This window comes from Streptomyces sp. NPDC001507 (assembly GCF_042894765.1).
In the GTDB taxonomy this organism is placed as follows: domain Bacteria; phylum Actinomycetota; class Actinomycetes; order Streptomycetales; family Streptomycetaceae; genus Streptomyces.
In genome coordinates, this window is sequence record NZ_JBIAVV010000008.1 from 117,897 (window position 1) to 130,661 (window position 12,765).

A 12,765-nucleotide genomic window follows, 5' to 3' on the forward strand; every position below is an offset into this window, starting at 1 on the left:
GGAGCGCCCTGAAGGGGCGCGGGGAACTGCGCGACCAGCCACAACCGGCCCGCAGCCTCACTACGACCTCTCAGTCCCTCGCGGCCGTCAACCTCTCCGCATGCTCCTGGAGCGACCGCACCCCCACGTCCCCGTGGTTCAGCGCGTCGATCCCCTGCACAGCCGCCGCCAGCGCCTGCACGGTCGTCAGGCACGGCACCGACCGGGCCACCGCGGCCGTCCTGATCTCGTACCCGTCCAGGCGACCCCCGGTGCCGTACGGCGTGTTGACGATGAGGTCGACCTCGCCGTCGTGGATCAGCTGGACGATCGTCTTCTCGCCCTGGGGACCGATGCCCTCCGACTGCTTGCGCACGACCGTCGCGTTGATGCCGTTGCGCTTGAGCACCTCGGCCGTGCCGGAGGTGGCCAGCAGCTCGAAGCCGTGGGCGACCAGCTCGCGCGCCGGGAAGATCATGGAGCGCTTGTCGCGGTTGGCGACGGAGATGAACGCGCGCCCCTTGGTCGGCAGCGGCCCGTACGCCCCGGCCTGCGACTTGGCGTACGCCGTGCCGAAGACCGAGTCGATGCCCATGACCTCGCCCGTGGAGCGCATCTCCGGGCCCAGGACGGTGTCGACGCCCCGCCCGTGGATGTCGCGGAACCGCGACCACGGCATGACCGCCTCCTTCACGGAGATCGGCGCGTCGAACGGCAGCTCGCCGCCGTCACCGCGGGCCGGCAGCAGCCCCTCGGCGCGCAGTTCGGCGACGGTCGCGCCCAGCGAGATCCGGGCGGCGGCCTTGGCCAGCGGCACCGCGGTCGCCTTCGAGGTGAAGGGAACCGTGCGGGACGCGCGCGGGTTGGCTTCGAGGACGTAGAGGATGTCCCCGGCCATCGCGAACTGGATGTTGATCAGACCGCGGACGCCGACACCCTTCGCGATGGCCTCGGTCGAGGCGCGCAGCCGCTTGATGTCGAAGCCGCCGAGCGTGATCGGGGGCAGGGCGCAGGCCGAGTCGCCGGAGTGGATGCCGGCCTCCTCGATGTGCTCCATGACGCCGCCGAGGTACAGCTCCTCGCCGTCGTAGAGCGCGTCGACGTCGATCTCGATGGCGTCGTCCAGGAACCGGTCGACGAGGACCGGCCGGGTGGGGCTGATCTCGGTCGACTCGGCGATGTACGCCGCCAGCCGGGTCTCGTCGTAGACGATCTCCATGCCGCGCCCGCCGAGCACGTACGACGGGCGGACGAGCACCGGGTAGCCGATCTCGTCGGCGATGGCCTTGGCCTCGGTGAAGGTGGTCGCCGTGCCGTGCTTGGGGGCCGGCAGGCCCGCCTCCGCGAGGACTCGGCCGAAGGCGCCGCGGTCCTCGGCGGCGTGGATCGCCTCGGGGGACGTACCGACGATCGGCACGCCGTTGTCCTTGAGCGCCTGGGACAGGCCCAGCGGGGTCTGGCCGCCCAGCTGCACGACCACGCCCGCGACCGGACCGGCCTGCTGCTCGGCGTGCACGATCTCCAGCACGTCCTCCAGCGTGAGCGGCTCGAAGTAGAGCCGGTCGGAGGTGTCGTAGTCGGTGGAGACGGTCTCCGGGTTGCAGTTGACCATGACCGTCTCGTAGCCGGCCTCGCTCAGCGCGAAGGACGCGTGCACGCACGAGTAGTCGAACTCGATGCCCTGGCCGATGCGGTTGGGGCCGGAGCCCAGGATGATGACGGCCGGCTTCTCGCGCGGCGCGACCTCGGTCTCCTCGTCGTAGGAGGAGTAGAAGTACGGCGTCTTCGCGGCGAACTCGGCGGCGCAGGTGTCGACCGTCTTGTAGACCGGGCGCACGCCGAGCGCGTGCCGGACCTCGCGGACGACGTCCTCGCGCAGGCCGCGGATCTCGGCGATCTGCTGGTCGGAGAAGCCGTGCCGCTTGGCGTCGGCGATCAGCTCGGCGCTCAGCTCCGGCGCCCCGGCCAGCTCGTCGGCGATCTCCTTGATCAGGAAGAGCTGGTCGACGAACCACGGGTCGATCTTCGTGAACTCGAAGACCTCCTCGGGCGTGGCGCCCGCCCGGATGGCCTGCATGACGGTGTTGATCCGGCCGTCGGTGGGCCGTACCGCCTCGTGCAGCAGCGCCTGCTTGTCGCCGGGATCGCCGACGAAGGTGAACTGGCTGTTTTTCTTCTCCAGCGAGCGCAGCGCCTTCTGGAAGGCCTCGGGGAAGTTGCGGCCGATGGCCATCGCCTCGCCGACCGACTTCATGGTGGTGGTCAGCGTGGAGTCGGCCTGCGGGAACTTCTCGAACGCGAAGCGCGGGGCCTTGACGACCACGTAGTCGAGCGTGGGCTCGAAGGAGGCCGGGGTCTCCTGCGTGATGTCGTTGGGAATCTCGTCCAGGGTGTAGCCGACGGCCAGCTTCGCTGCGATCTTCGCGATCGGGAAGCCGGTCGCCTTGGAGGCGAGCGCCGAGGACCGCGACACGCGCGGGTTCATCTCGATGACGATCACGCGACCGTCCTCGGGGTTCACCGCGAACTGGATGTTGCAGCCGCCGGTGTCGACGCCGACCTCGCGGATGACGGCGATGCCGATGTCGCGCAGGATCTGGTACTCGCGGTCGGTCAGCGTCATCGCGGGCGCGACGGTGATCGAGTCGCCGGTGTGCACGCCCATGGGGTCGAAGTTCTCGATGGAGCAGACGACCACGACGTTGTCGTGCTTGTCGCGCATCAGCTCCAGCTCGTACTCCTTCCAGCCGAGGATGGACTCCTCCAGGAGCACCTCGGTGGTCGGGGAGAGCGTGAGGCCCTGCCCGGCGATCCGGCGCAGCTCCTCCTCGTCGTGGGCGAAGCCGGAGCCGGCGCCACCCATGGTGAAGGAGGGGCGGACGACGACCGGGTAGCCGCCGCCGAGCTCCTCGACGCCCGCGAGGACCTCGTCCATGGTGTGGCAGATGACCGACCGCGCGGACTCGCCGTGCCCGATCTTCTGCCGGACCGCCTCCACGACCTCCTTGAAGAGGTCGCGGTCCTCGCCCTTGTTGATGGCCTCGACGTTGGCGCCGATCAGCTCGACGCCGTACTTGGCCAGGACGCCGTTCTCGTCCAGCGAGATCGCGGTGTTGAGCGCCGTCTGGCCGCCCAGGGTGGGCAGCAGCGCGTCGGGGCGCTCCTTGGCGATGATCTTCTCGACGAACTCCGGGGTGATCGGCTCGACGTAGGTCGCGTCGGCGATCTCCGGGTCGGTCATGATCGTCGCCGGGTTGGAGTTGACCAGGATGACCCTGAGGCCCTCGGCGCGCAGCACGCGGCAGGCCTGGGTGCCGGAGTAGTCGAACTCGGCGGCCTGGCCGATGACGATCGGGCCGGAGCCGATGACCAGGACGGACTGGATATCGGTGCGCTTAGGCACGCTGGCCCTCCATCAGGGAAACGAAGCGGTCGAACAGGTAGGCGGCGTCGTGCGGGCCCGCTGCCGCTTCGGGGTGGTACTGGACGGAGAAGGCCGGCTGGTCGAGCAGCTGCAGCCCCTCCACGACGTCGTCGTTCAGGCAGACGTGCGAGACCTCGGCGCGGCCGAACTTCGTGTCGCTGACCTTGTCGAGCGGCGCGTCGACGGCGAAGCCGTGGTTGTGGGCGGTGACCTCGACCTTGCCGGTCGTACGGTCCTGGACCGGCTGGTTGATGCCCCGGTGGCCGTACTTCAGCTTGTAGGTGCCGAAGCCGAGCGCGCGGCCGAGGATCTGGTTGCCGAAGCAGATGCCGAACAGCGGGGTCTTCCGCTCCAGGACGGCGGACATCAGGGCCACCGGTCCTTCGGCCGTGGCCGGGTCGCCGGGGCCGTTGGAGAAGAACACGCCGTCCGGGGAGACGGCGTACACGTCGTCCTCGGTGGCGGTCGCGGGCAGCACGTGCACCTCGATGCCGCGCTCGGCCATCCGCTGCGGGGTCATGCCCTTGATGCCGAGGTCGACGGCGGCGACGGTGAACCGCTTCTCCCCGACGGCCGGGACGACGTACGCCTCCTTGGTGGCGACCTCCTCGTACAGCGAGGCGCCCTTCATGTGCGGCTGGGCCTGCACGCGCGCGAGGAGCTCGGCGTCGGTGGCGATCGCCTCGCCGGAGAAGACGCCGGCGCGCATCGAGCCTCGCTCGCGCAGATGGCGGGTGAGGGCGCGGGTGTCGATCCCGGAGATGCCGACCACGCCCTGCGCGACCAGTTCCTCGTCCAGCGAACGCTTGGCGCGCCAGTTGGAGGGCACGCGCGCGGGGTCGCGCACGACGTAGCCGGAGACCCAGATGCGGCTGGACTCGTCGTCCTCGTCGTTCCACCCCGTGTTGCCGATCTGCGGGGCGGTGGCGACCACGATCTGGCGGTCGTACGACGGGTCGGTCAGGGTCTCCTGGTAGCCGGTCATGCCGGTGGAGAACACGGCCTCGCCGAAGGTCTCCCCCACGGCCCCGTAGGCGCGGCCGCGGAAGATCCGGCCGTCCTCCAGGACGAGTACGGCGGGAACCTTGGCGGCTCCCCTGGTGGAGGTCGTCATCGTTCGGCGCCTTCCGTGCTGGTTGTCTTGATCATGGAGTTGATGGCGTCGACCCACTCGGTGTGCTCGGCCGCCTGGTCGGAGCGGAAACCGGAGTCGATCAGCTTGTCGCCGTGCTGCCAGGTCACCACGAGGAGTCCGCCCTCGGTGAGGACCTTGCCCGCGATGCCCTTGCCGAGCAGGGCCTCGCGGAGCGCGTCGGCCGGGATGAAGAAGTCGGTCGCGCCGGGGCGCACGACATCCAGTCCCGCGTCGGTCAGGGTGAGCTCGACCCGGCTGCGGGAGCCGAGGCCGCGGGCGACGATGCGGTCCAGCCACTGCCCGGCGGTGGTGGAGCCGTGGTAGCGGCCGCTCATCGTCAGTCTCACGGCACCGGGGTCGTCCGGCGCGCTGGGCAGCTCCGGGAGGTCGCCCTGGAGGGTGCCGCGCCACTTCCAGCCCTCGCGCATCAGCCAGTAGACGAGCGCGACGAACAGGGCGAGGCCGACGAGCCAGCCGATGCGGGCGGACCAGTCGGTGACCGCGGCCGACTTCTTCTCGTCGGCCAGCAGGATCAGAGGTGTCACGTCAGCTTCCCGTCCACGAGCGTCGCCTTGCCCCGCAGCCACGTGTGGGTGACACGGCCCGGCAGCTCGCGTCCCTCGTACGGGGTGTTGCGGCTGCGCGAGGCGAAGCCCGCGGGGTCCACCAGGCCACGGTATTCCGTGTCGAGGAGGGTGAGGTTGGCGGGCTCACCTGCCGAGACGGGGCGCCCGTGACCGGCGGCCTGCCCGATCCGCGCGGGCTTGACGGACATGCGGTCGGCGACGCCGGCCCAGGTCAGCAGGCCCGTGTCCACCATGGTCTCCTGCACCACCGACAGCGCGGTCTCCAGGCCGACCATCCCCATGGCGGCCGCGGCCCACTCGCAGTCCTTGTCCTCGTGCGGGTGCGGGGCGTGGTCGGTGGCGACGATGTCGATCGTGCCGTCGGCGAGCGCCTCGCGCAGCGCGAAGACGTCGCGCTCGGTGCGCAGCGGCGGGTTGACCTTGTAGACCGGGTTGTACGACCGCACCAGCTCGTCGGTCAGGAGCAGGTGGTGCGGGGTGACCTCGGCGGTGACGTCGATGCCGCGGGACTTGGCCCAGCGCACGATCTCGACGGAGCCGGCGGTCGAGAGGTGGCAGATGTGGACGCGGGAGCCGACGTGCTCGGCGAGCAGTACGTCGCGCGCGATGATCGATTCCTCGGCGACGGCGGGCCAGCCCCCGAGCCCCAGCTCGGCGGAGACGACGCCCTCGTTCATCTGGGCGCCCTCGGTCAGCCGCGGCTCCTGGGCGTGCTGGGCGACGACCCCGCCGAAGGCCTTCACGTACTCCAGGGCGCGCCGCATGATCACGGCGTCGTCGACGCACTTGCCGTCGTCGGAGAAGACGGTGACCCCGGCTGCCGACTCGTGCATGGCGCCCAGCTCGGCGAGCTTCCTGCCCTCCAGGCCGACGGTGACGGCGCCGATGGGCTGGACGTCGCAGTAGCCGTGCTCCCGGCCGAGCCGGTAGACCTGCTCGACGACGCCGGCGGTGTCGGCGACCGGGAAGGTGTTGGCCATGGCGAACACGGCCGTGTAGCCGCCGCTCGCCGCCGCGCGGGTGCCGGTGAGGACGGTCTCGGAGTCCTCGCGCCCCGGCTCGCGCAGGTGGGTGTGCAGGTCGACCAGGCCGGGCAGCAGCACCTTCCCGGCGGCCTCGACGACCTCGGCGCCCTCGGCGGACAGCCCGGGGCCGACCGCCTCGATGACCTCGCCGTCGATCAGGACGTCCTGCGGCTCACCGCCGAGCACCTTCGCACCACGGATCAGGATCTTGCTCATGGGTCTTACTTCTCCTCGGTGGTGCGGGCGTGGCTGACGGCGGGTTCGTTGCCGCCGAGCAGGAGGTACAGAACCGCCATCCGGATGGAGACTCCGTTTGCGACCTGCTCGACGACGGTGCAGCGCTCGGAGTCGGCGACCTCGGCGGTGATCTCCATGCCGCGGACCATCGGACCGGGGTGCATCACGATGGCGTGCTCGGGCATCTTGGCCATGCGCTCGCCGTCGAGGCCGTAGCGCCGCGAGTACTCGCGCTCGGTCGGGAAGAACGCCGCGTTCATGCGCTCGCGCTGGACGCGGAGCATCATCACGGCGTCGGACTTCGGCAGTACGGCGTCGAGGTCGTACGACACCTCGCACGGCCACCGCTCGACCCCGACCGGCACCAGGGTGGGCGGGGCGACCAGGGTGACCTCGGCGCCGAGGGTGTGCAGCAGGTCGACGTTGGAGCGGGCGACCCGGCTGTGCAGGACGTCGCCGACGAGGGTGATGCGCTTGCCGGCCAGGTCCTGCCCCGTCCCGGCGTCCCGGCCGACCAGGCGGCGGCGCATGGTGAAGGCGTCCAGGAGGGCCTGGGTGGGGTGCTGGTGAGTGCCGTCGCCGGCGTTGATGACGGCCGCGTCGATCCAGCCGGAGTTGGCGAGCCGGTAGGGCGCCCCGGAGGCGCCGTGCCGGATGACGACGGCGTCGACGCCCATCGCCTCCAGGGTCTGGGCGGTGTCCTTCAGGGACTCGCCCTTGGAGACGCTGGACCCCTTGGCGGTGAAGTTGATGACGTCGGCGGAGAGGCGCTTCTCGGCGGCCTCGAAGGAGATCCGGGTCCGGGTCGAGTCCTCGAAGAAGAGGTTGACGACGGTGCGGCCGCGCAGGGTCGGCAGCTTCTTGATCGGCCGGTCGGCGACCCGGGCCATCTCCTCGGCGGTGTCGAGGATCAGGACGGCGTCGTCGCGGGTGAGGTCGGCGGCCGAGATGAGATGACGCTGCATCTGTCAGGCTCCGTAAGGAAGTTCACATATCGGGAGATTGCGGGCAGGCGTGGGCGCACCGGGGCGGTGCGGGTCCGTCGGCCTGCTACGGGGTCGGCTTCGCGCCGAGCAGCACGGTGTCGCGACCGTCCTCCTCGGCGAGCAGGACCTTGACCGTCTCCCGCAACGACGTGGGGAGGTTCTTGCCGACGTAGTCGGCGCGGATGGGCAGTTCGCGGTGGCCGCGGTCGACGAGGACCGCGAGCTGGACCGCACGGGGGCGCCCGATGTCGTTCAGGGCGTCGAGGGCGGCGCGGATGGTGCGGCCGGAGAAGAGCACGTCGTCGACGAGGATCACGAGTCTGCCGTCGATGCCGTCACCGGGGATCTCGGTGCGGGCCAGCGCACGCGGCGGGTGCATGCGCAGGTCGTCGCGGTACATGGTGATGTCGAGCGAACCGACGGGCATCTTGCGGTCGGTGATCTGCTCCAGCTTGGCGGCGAGCCGCTGGGCGAGGAAGACGCCGCGGGTCGGGATGCCGAGGAGCACCACGTCGTCGGCGCCCTTGGCGCGCTCGACGATCTCGTGGGCGATGCGGGTCAGGACCCGCGCGATGTCCGGGCCTTCGAGAACGGGCCGTGCGTCGGCTGCCCGCACCGCGGCGTCGGCCTTTTCCTGCTGGTCCGGCTTTTCCTGCTTGTCCATACGAAACGGACCCCCTTCTCCGCCTCACGGGACGGACTTTAAAGGACGTCGGATTTGCGCCATCCACCGTAGCAGGTGACCGAGAGGCCTCCGATCACCCCCCTGGCGTAATCGGTCATCGCTACCACGGAAGAGTCGGTGCGGACCATTCGGCTTGACGCAGCAGAGTAACGCTGCGTAACCTCACAGTGAGTTACCAGCCGCGCGGCGGGAACCAAGGCCGGCCGCGTCGACACAGTGTCCGGGGAGCTATATGTCCAGCGAATACGCCAAACAGCTCGGGGCCAAGCTCCGGGCCATCCGCACCCAGCAGGGCCTTTCCCTCCACGGTGTCGAGGAGAAGTCCCAGGGTCGCTGGAAGGCCGTGGTGGTCGGTTCGTACGAGCGCGGCGACCGTGCCGTGACCGTACAGCGCCTTGCAGAATTGGCGGATTTCTACGGGGTCCCGGTGCAGGAGCTGCTGCCCGGCACGACGCCCGGCGGCGCCGCCGAGCCCCCGCCGAAGCTGGTCCTCGACCTGGAGCGGCTGGCCAACGTGCCGGCCGAGAAGGCGGGACCCCTGCAGCGCTACGCGGCGACCATCCAGTCCCAGCGGGGTGACTACAACGGCAAGGTGCTGTCGATCCGCCAGGACGACCTGCGCACACTGGCCGTCATCTACGACCAGTCGCCCTCGGTCCTCACCGAGCAGCTGATCAGCTGGGGCGTCCTGGACGCGGACGCCCGCCGCGCGGTGGCCACCCACGAAGAGGCCTGACCCCTACAACGCCTGAGCAGAAACGTGCCGCCGGGGTGGCCGGAACTCGATGGTTCCGGCTATCCCGGCGCTTCTGTTTTGTTTAGGGAGGGCCGACGCGGGCCTTCTACGCGGGGAAGCCGCAGCACACCCAGAGGCGCTGGGGGTACCCCCGGCCGAGGGCTGGGGAGGAACTGCGCGACAAGCCCCACACGGCCCGCAGCCGCCCTACCACCGCGCCACCCACACCATTGGGCACACGAACGCCGGAGGGCCTGCAGCGAGGCACGCTGCAGGCCCTCCGGCGTTTCGTCGGCTCACGCCTCGCGGCGCAGCGACGGCTTCAGCTCCTTCAGGCGCCCCAGGAGCCCGTTCACGAACGAGGGCGACTCGTCCGTGGAGAACTCCTTCGCGAGCTGCACCATCTCGTCGAGGACGACGGCGTCCGGCGTCTCGTCGACCCAGATCAGCTCGTACGCGCCGAGGCGCAGGATGTTGCGGTCGACGACCGGCATCCGGTCCAGCGTCCAGCCGACCGCGTACTGGGCGATCAACTCGTCGATACGCGTGACGTGCTCGGCGTAGCCCTCGACCAGCTGCATCGTGTACTCGCTCACCGGCGGCTGCCGGGTGTCGTCCCTGGAGAGCCGGATCCAGTCCGCGAGCACGGTCAGGACGTCGGCCCCGCGCTGGTCGCCCTCGAAGAGGATCTGGAAGGCGCGCTTGCGGGCCGTGTTGCGGGCAGCCACGGTTAGCTGTTCACCCGGCCGAGGTAGTCGCTCGTGCGGGTGTCGACCTTGATCTTCTCACCGGTCGTGATGAAGAGCGGGACCTGGATCTGGTGGCCGGTCTCCAGGGTGGCCGGCTTGGTGCCGCCGGTGGAGCGGTCGCCCTGGACGCCCGGCTCGGTCTCCTGGATGGTCAGCTCGACGGCGGCCGGGAGCTCGACGAAGAGCACCTCGCCCTCGTGCTGGGCGACGACGGCCGTGAAGCCCTCGATCAGGAAGTTCGCGGCGTCGCCGACGGTCTTCCGGTCGATGTGCAGCTGGTCGTACGTGTCCATGTCCATGAAGACGAAGTACTCGCCGTCCATGTACGAGAACTGCATGTCGCGCTTGTCGACAGTGGCCGTCTCGACCTTGACGCCGGCGTTGAAGGTCTTGTCGACCACCTTGCCGGACAGCACGTTCTTGAGCTTGGTGCGCACGAAAGCGGGGCCCTTGCCGGGCTTGACGTGCTGGAACTCGACGACGGACCAGAGCTGGCCGCCTTCGAGCTTGAGCACCAGGCCGTTCTTGAGGTCGTTCGTGGAAGCCACGGTTGCGGAATCTCCTGGACTGACGTGGACGACCCCGGGGCACGCACCTTGCCTAGAGTGCGAGCAGCTCCTTGGTCGTGATGGTGAGTAGCTCGGGTCCGCCGTCCGCCTCGGGGCGTACGACGAGCGTGTCATCGATCCGGACGCCGCCCCGGCCCGGGAGGTGGACCCCCGGTTCGACGGTGACCGGCACGCAAGCGTCCAGTTTACCCATGGCTGAAGGGGCGAGCTGCGGGTCCTCGTCGATTTCGAGTCCGACGCCGTGTCCGGTGAGGGGCTGGAGTCCCTCGGCGTAGCCCGCGGAGTCCAGCACCTGGCGGGCGGCGCGGTCGACGTCGCGGTGGGCGGCGCCGGGAACCAGGCTCTCCCGGCCGGCCCGCTGGGCGGCGAAGACCAGGTCGTAGAGGTCGATCTGCCAGTCGGCGGGCGAGGTGCCGATGACGAAGGTACGGCCGATCTCGCAGCGGTAGCCGCGGTAGGCGGCGCCGAGGCAGACGGTCAGGAAGTCGCCCTCCTCGACCCGCCGGTCGGTGGGGCGGTGGCCGCGGCGGCCGGAGTTCGGGCCGGTCGCCACGGAGGTGGGGAAGGCCGGGCCGTCGGCGCCGTGGTCGACCAGGCGGCGCTCCAGTTCCAGGGCGAGGTGGCGTTCGGTACGGCCGACGAGGATCGATTCCAGCAGCTCGCCGAGGGCCTGGTCGGCGATCTCGGCGCCGATGCGGAGACAGGAGATCTCCTCCTCGTCCTTGACGACCCTGAGCTGCTCGACAGTGCTGCCGAGGTCGGTCAGGCGGAGGGCGGGGGCGACGGAGGCGAGGGCGCGGTGCCGGGCCACGGTGAGGTGGTGCTCCTCGACGGCGAGGGTGTCGGCGTCCTGGGCGGCGGCGAGGCCGGCGGCGGCCACGGCGGGGTCGCCGCCGGGTCCTGCGAGGAGGTGCGGCTTCAGAGCCTCGTCGGGGCGGGCCTCACCGGGGCGGTCGTCCAGCGGGCCGGGGCAGACGAGGAGGTCCTCGCGTCTGCCGAGAAGCAGGACGGAGCCCTTGGGTGCGGCGCCGGCGAGGTATCTCACGTTGGCCGGGTGCGAGATGACGGCGGACTGGCTGCCGGCCGCGTGGCAGCGTTCCCTCAGCCTGGTTCGGCGGGCCGCGTACACGTCTGACATGAGTCGAGCGTAGGAGGGGTGGGCGGTTTGTGCCGGTTGGGAGGGGCCGAGTGGGGTGGCTGGGCGCCGTTTCCGGGTGCGGGTCCGTGGATTTTTCGCGCAGTTCCCCGCGCCCCTGGGAAGCCCGGTCGTGTGTCGGCCGCAGGCCGGTGGGGGGAATCGCGCGGTTCCCCGCGCCCCCGGGGAAGAACGGTCGCATGCCGGCCCCTGGCCGGTGGGGAGATTTGCGCAGTTCCCCGCGCCCCCGGGGAAGAACGGTCGCATGCCGGCCCCTGGCCGGAGGGGGGAATCGCGCAGTTCCCCGCGCCCCCGGGGAAGAACGGTCGCATGCCGGCCCCTGGCCGGTGGGGAGATTCGCGCAGTTCCCCGCGCCCCCGGGGAAGAACGGTCGCATGCCAGCCGCAGGCCGGTGGGGGGAATCGCGCAGTTCCCCGCGCCCCCGGGGAAGAACGGTCGCATGCCGGCCCCTGGCCGGAGGGGAGATTCGCGCAGTTCCCCGCGCCCCCGGGGAAGAACGGTCGCATGCCAGCCGCAGGCCGGAGGGGGGAATCGCGCGGTTCCCCGCGCCCCTGAGTAGAACGGCCGTGGGGCGGTGGGCTTGGTGCGCCGTTGGTCGCGAGGGTGGGGGCAGTCGGGGTCGGTTACCAGGTCGGGGGGCTGGCTATTGCTCGGGACAGGACCTCGTCGAGGAGTCTGGCCGTGGTTGGGACGTCCAGTTGTGAGTTGTCGATGATGGGGAGGCCGGAGCCGTACCAGCCGGCCATGCGGCCGTGGATGCGGGCCACTTCCTCGTCGGTGAGGCGGCGGTTGCCCGTGCGTTCCGCGTTGCGTTCCAGGACGATGTCGAGGCCCGGGAGGAGGACGACCGGGAGGAGGCCGGGGCCCACGTGCCGCTTCCAGCCGCCGAGGCCGACGACCGGGCGGTCCGGGAAGACCGCGTCGTCGAGGATGCAGGAGATGCCGTTGGCGAGGAAGTTGCGCGCGGCGAAGCCGCAGGTGCGGCGGGCCAGGCGGTACTGGGCCTCGGAGTGGTCGTTCCACCCGGACTGAGGGTCGGCGAAGCCGGAGCGGACCCACTCGCGGACGTCGTCGAGGCTGATGTGGGCGGTGGGGACCCGGCGGTGGTCGGCCCAGTACTTGGCCACGCTGGTCTTGCCCGCACCGGCGGGGCCGATCAGGAGGACGGCCAGGGTGGTGGTGGTCGGGTCGGGGACCGCGGCGGCGGGGGGCGCGCTCGGCATGCCCACCGGGGCGCCCGGCGGCAGCGGGACGTGGCCCGTGGTGTCGGGCGGCAGCGGGGGCAGCGGCGGCTGCGGGGGCGCAGTCGGTGGCGGCGGGACGGGCGCGGGGCCCTGCGGCGCTCCCGGGTGCTGTGCGGCCGGCTGCCAGCCGGTCGGTCCCTGCCCCGGCTGATGGGGCGGCGGCAGCGGAGATCCCACTGCGTGCTGCATCCGGTGCCACTCCGTCTCGTGATGTTCGGCTGCGCTCGTTACCGAACGGTACCGCCCCCGGTGG

The 12,765-nt window shown here is 70.9% G+C and carries 11 protein-coding genes; 1 reads left to right on the forward strand and 10 read right to left on the reverse strand.

Going from position 1 to position 12,765, the window contains the following annotated elements; translation table 11 throughout:
* Positions 1 to 70: 70 nt before the first annotated feature.
* From carB to pyrR, 6 genes are all read right to left on the reverse strand, one after another.
* Positions 71 to 3,382, reverse strand: a complete 3,312-nt coding sequence (gene carB / locus ACFY0K_RS25580) for a carbamoyl-phosphate synthase large subunit (RefSeq protein ID WP_390641824.1) — start codon at positions 3,380 to 3,382, stop codon at positions 71 to 73.
* Positions 3,375 to 4,517, reverse strand: a complete 1,143-nt coding sequence (carA, locus tag ACFY0K_RS25585) for a glutamine-hydrolyzing carbamoyl-phosphate synthase small subunit (RefSeq protein ID WP_390641825.1) — start codon at positions 4,515 to 4,517, stop codon at positions 3,375 to 3,377. Before carA ends, carB begins: the two co-directional genes overlap by 8 nt.
* Positions 4,514 to 5,083 (reverse strand): hypothetical protein, encoded by a 570-nt coding sequence (locus tag ACFY0K_RS25590; protein WP_390641826.1) that lies wholly within the window; start codon positions 5,081 to 5,083, stop codon positions 4,514 to 4,516. The genes carA and ACFY0K_RS25590 overlap by 4 nt, the downstream gene beginning before the upstream one ends.
* Positions 5,080 to 6,366: a dihydroorotase gene (locus ACFY0K_RS25595; protein WP_390641827.1), complete on the reverse strand. Its 1,287-nt coding sequence runs from the start codon at positions 6,364 to 6,366 to the stop codon at positions 5,080 to 5,082. The genes ACFY0K_RS25590 and ACFY0K_RS25595 overlap by 4 nt, the downstream gene beginning before the upstream one ends.
* A gap of 5 nt (positions 6,367 to 6,371) precedes the next feature.
* A complete protein-coding gene (locus ACFY0K_RS25600) occupies positions 6,372 to 7,352 on the reverse strand; it encodes an aspartate carbamoyltransferase catalytic subunit (protein ID WP_351960500.1) in 981 nt (326 codons plus the stop codon).
* Positions 7,353 to 7,437: 85 nt separating this feature from the next.
* The gene (gene pyrR, locus ACFY0K_RS25605; RefSeq protein ID WP_390641828.1) at positions 7,438 to 8,037 is read right to left on the reverse strand and encodes a bifunctional pyr operon transcriptional regulator/uracil phosphoribosyltransferase PyrR; all 600 of its coding nucleotides are present in this window, start codon (positions 8,035 to 8,037) and stop codon (positions 7,438 to 7,440) included.
* A 253-nt stretch (positions 8,038 to 8,290) separates the two neighbouring features.
* Here pyrR and bldD point away from each other — a divergent pair, with 253 nt between their 5' ends.
* Positions 8,291 to 8,794: a transcriptional regulator BldD gene (bldD, locus tag ACFY0K_RS25610; protein WP_293993121.1), complete on the forward strand. Its 504-nt coding sequence runs from the start codon at positions 8,291 to 8,293 to the stop codon at positions 8,792 to 8,794.
* A gap of 296 nt (positions 8,795 to 9,090) precedes the next feature.
* Here bldD and nusB read toward each other — a convergent pair whose 3' ends face one another.
* From nusB to ACFY0K_RS25630, 4 genes are all read right to left on the reverse strand, one after another.
* Positions 9,091 to 9,522 (reverse strand): transcription antitermination factor NusB, encoded by a 432-nt coding sequence (nusB, locus tag ACFY0K_RS25615; protein WP_089103252.1) that lies wholly within the window; start codon positions 9,520 to 9,522, stop codon positions 9,091 to 9,093.
* Between the two features lie 2 nt (positions 9,523 to 9,524).
* Positions 9,525 to 10,091 (reverse strand): elongation factor P, encoded by a 567-nt coding sequence (gene efp / locus ACFY0K_RS25620; RefSeq protein ID WP_046726575.1) that lies wholly within the window; start codon positions 10,089 to 10,091, stop codon positions 9,525 to 9,527.
* A gap of 52 nt (positions 10,092 to 10,143) precedes the next feature.
* A complete protein-coding gene (locus ACFY0K_RS25625; protein ID WP_390641829.1) occupies positions 10,144 to 11,250 on the reverse strand; it encodes an aminopeptidase P family protein in 1,107 nt (368 codons plus the stop codon).
* A gap of 641 nt (positions 11,251 to 11,891) precedes the next feature.
* Positions 11,892 to 12,701, reverse strand: coding sequence for a Pro-rich N-terminal domain-containing protein (locus tag ACFY0K_RS25630; RefSeq protein ID WP_351960503.1), 810 nt, complete (start codon positions 12,699 to 12,701; stop codon positions 11,892 to 11,894).
* Between the last annotated feature and the right edge of the window lie 64 nt (positions 12,702 to 12,765).

What these genes read in the sequence shown, in the direction of transcription:
- pyrR (WP_390641828.1), bottom strand. Translation starts at nt 8,037, where the DNA reads ATGGACAAGCAGGAAAAGCCGGACCAGCAGGAAAAGGCCGACGCCGCG.
- carA (WP_390641825.1), bottom strand. Translation starts at nt 4,517, where the DNA reads ATGACGACCTCCACCAGGGGAGCCGCCAAGGTTCCCGCCGTACTCGTC.
- ACFY0K_RS25630 (WP_351960503.1), bottom strand. Translation starts at nt 12,701, where the DNA reads ATGCAGCACGCAGTGGGATCTCCGCTGCCGCCGCCCCATCAGCCGGGG.
- ACFY0K_RS25600 (WP_351960500.1), bottom strand. Translation starts at nt 7,352, where the DNA reads ATGCAGCGTCATCTCATCTCGGCCGCCGACCTCACCCGCGACGACGCC.
- bldD (WP_293993121.1), top strand. Translation starts at nt 8,291, where the DNA reads ATGTCCAGCGAATACGCCAAACAGCTCGGGGCCAAGCTCCGGGCCATC.
- ACFY0K_RS25595 (WP_390641827.1), bottom strand. Translation starts at nt 6,366, where the DNA reads ATGAGCAAGATCCTGATCCGTGGTGCGAAGGTGCTCGGCGGTGAGCCG.
- ACFY0K_RS25625 (WP_390641829.1), bottom strand. Translation starts at nt 11,250, where the DNA reads ATGTCAGACGTGTACGCGGCCCGCCGAACCAGGCTGAGGGAACGCTGC.